The sequence below is a fragment of the Pontitalea aquivivens genome, assembly GCF_046507575.1.
GTDB classification, from domain to species: Bacteria; Pseudomonadota; Alphaproteobacteria; order Rhodobacterales; family Rhodobacteraceae; genus Pontitalea; species Pontitalea aquivivens.
Map to the genome: position 1 here is coordinate 1 of NZ_JBKFEY010000136.1, position 345 is coordinate 345.

The 345-nt window shown below is 62.9% G+C and carries 1 protein-coding gene; it reads left to right on the forward strand.

Features of this window, described 5'->3' with window-relative positions:
- The coding region (locus ACK8OU_RS20520) for a CoA transferase (protein WP_410305174.1) at nucleotides 1-345 on the forward strand (345 nt) is incomplete at both ends.

Below are 345 nucleotides of genomic sequence, written 5' to 3' on the forward strand. Positions count from 1 at the left end.
TCCGGTCTCCCCATTGCGGATTTGTGTGGCGGCTACACGGCCGCGATCGCGCTTCTTGCGGCGTTGCGGGAACGCGACGCTACGGGCAAGGGGACCGCGCTGGACATCGCTTTGATGGATGCCACCCTATACGCCGTCGCCATGCGCCATGGCCTGGAGCGCGAGCGCTTTATTGCGGACTATCCCTATCCGACCAACGACTTATTCATGACATCCGACGGCCGTGAGATAGCCCTGGGTGTGGGAACTGAGGACAGCCTCTGGGAGAACCTCCGACGAGCGCTTAGCTCGATCGTCCCTGCTATCCTCGACGCCCGGTACGACAGCGATGCCTTGCGGCGTGAG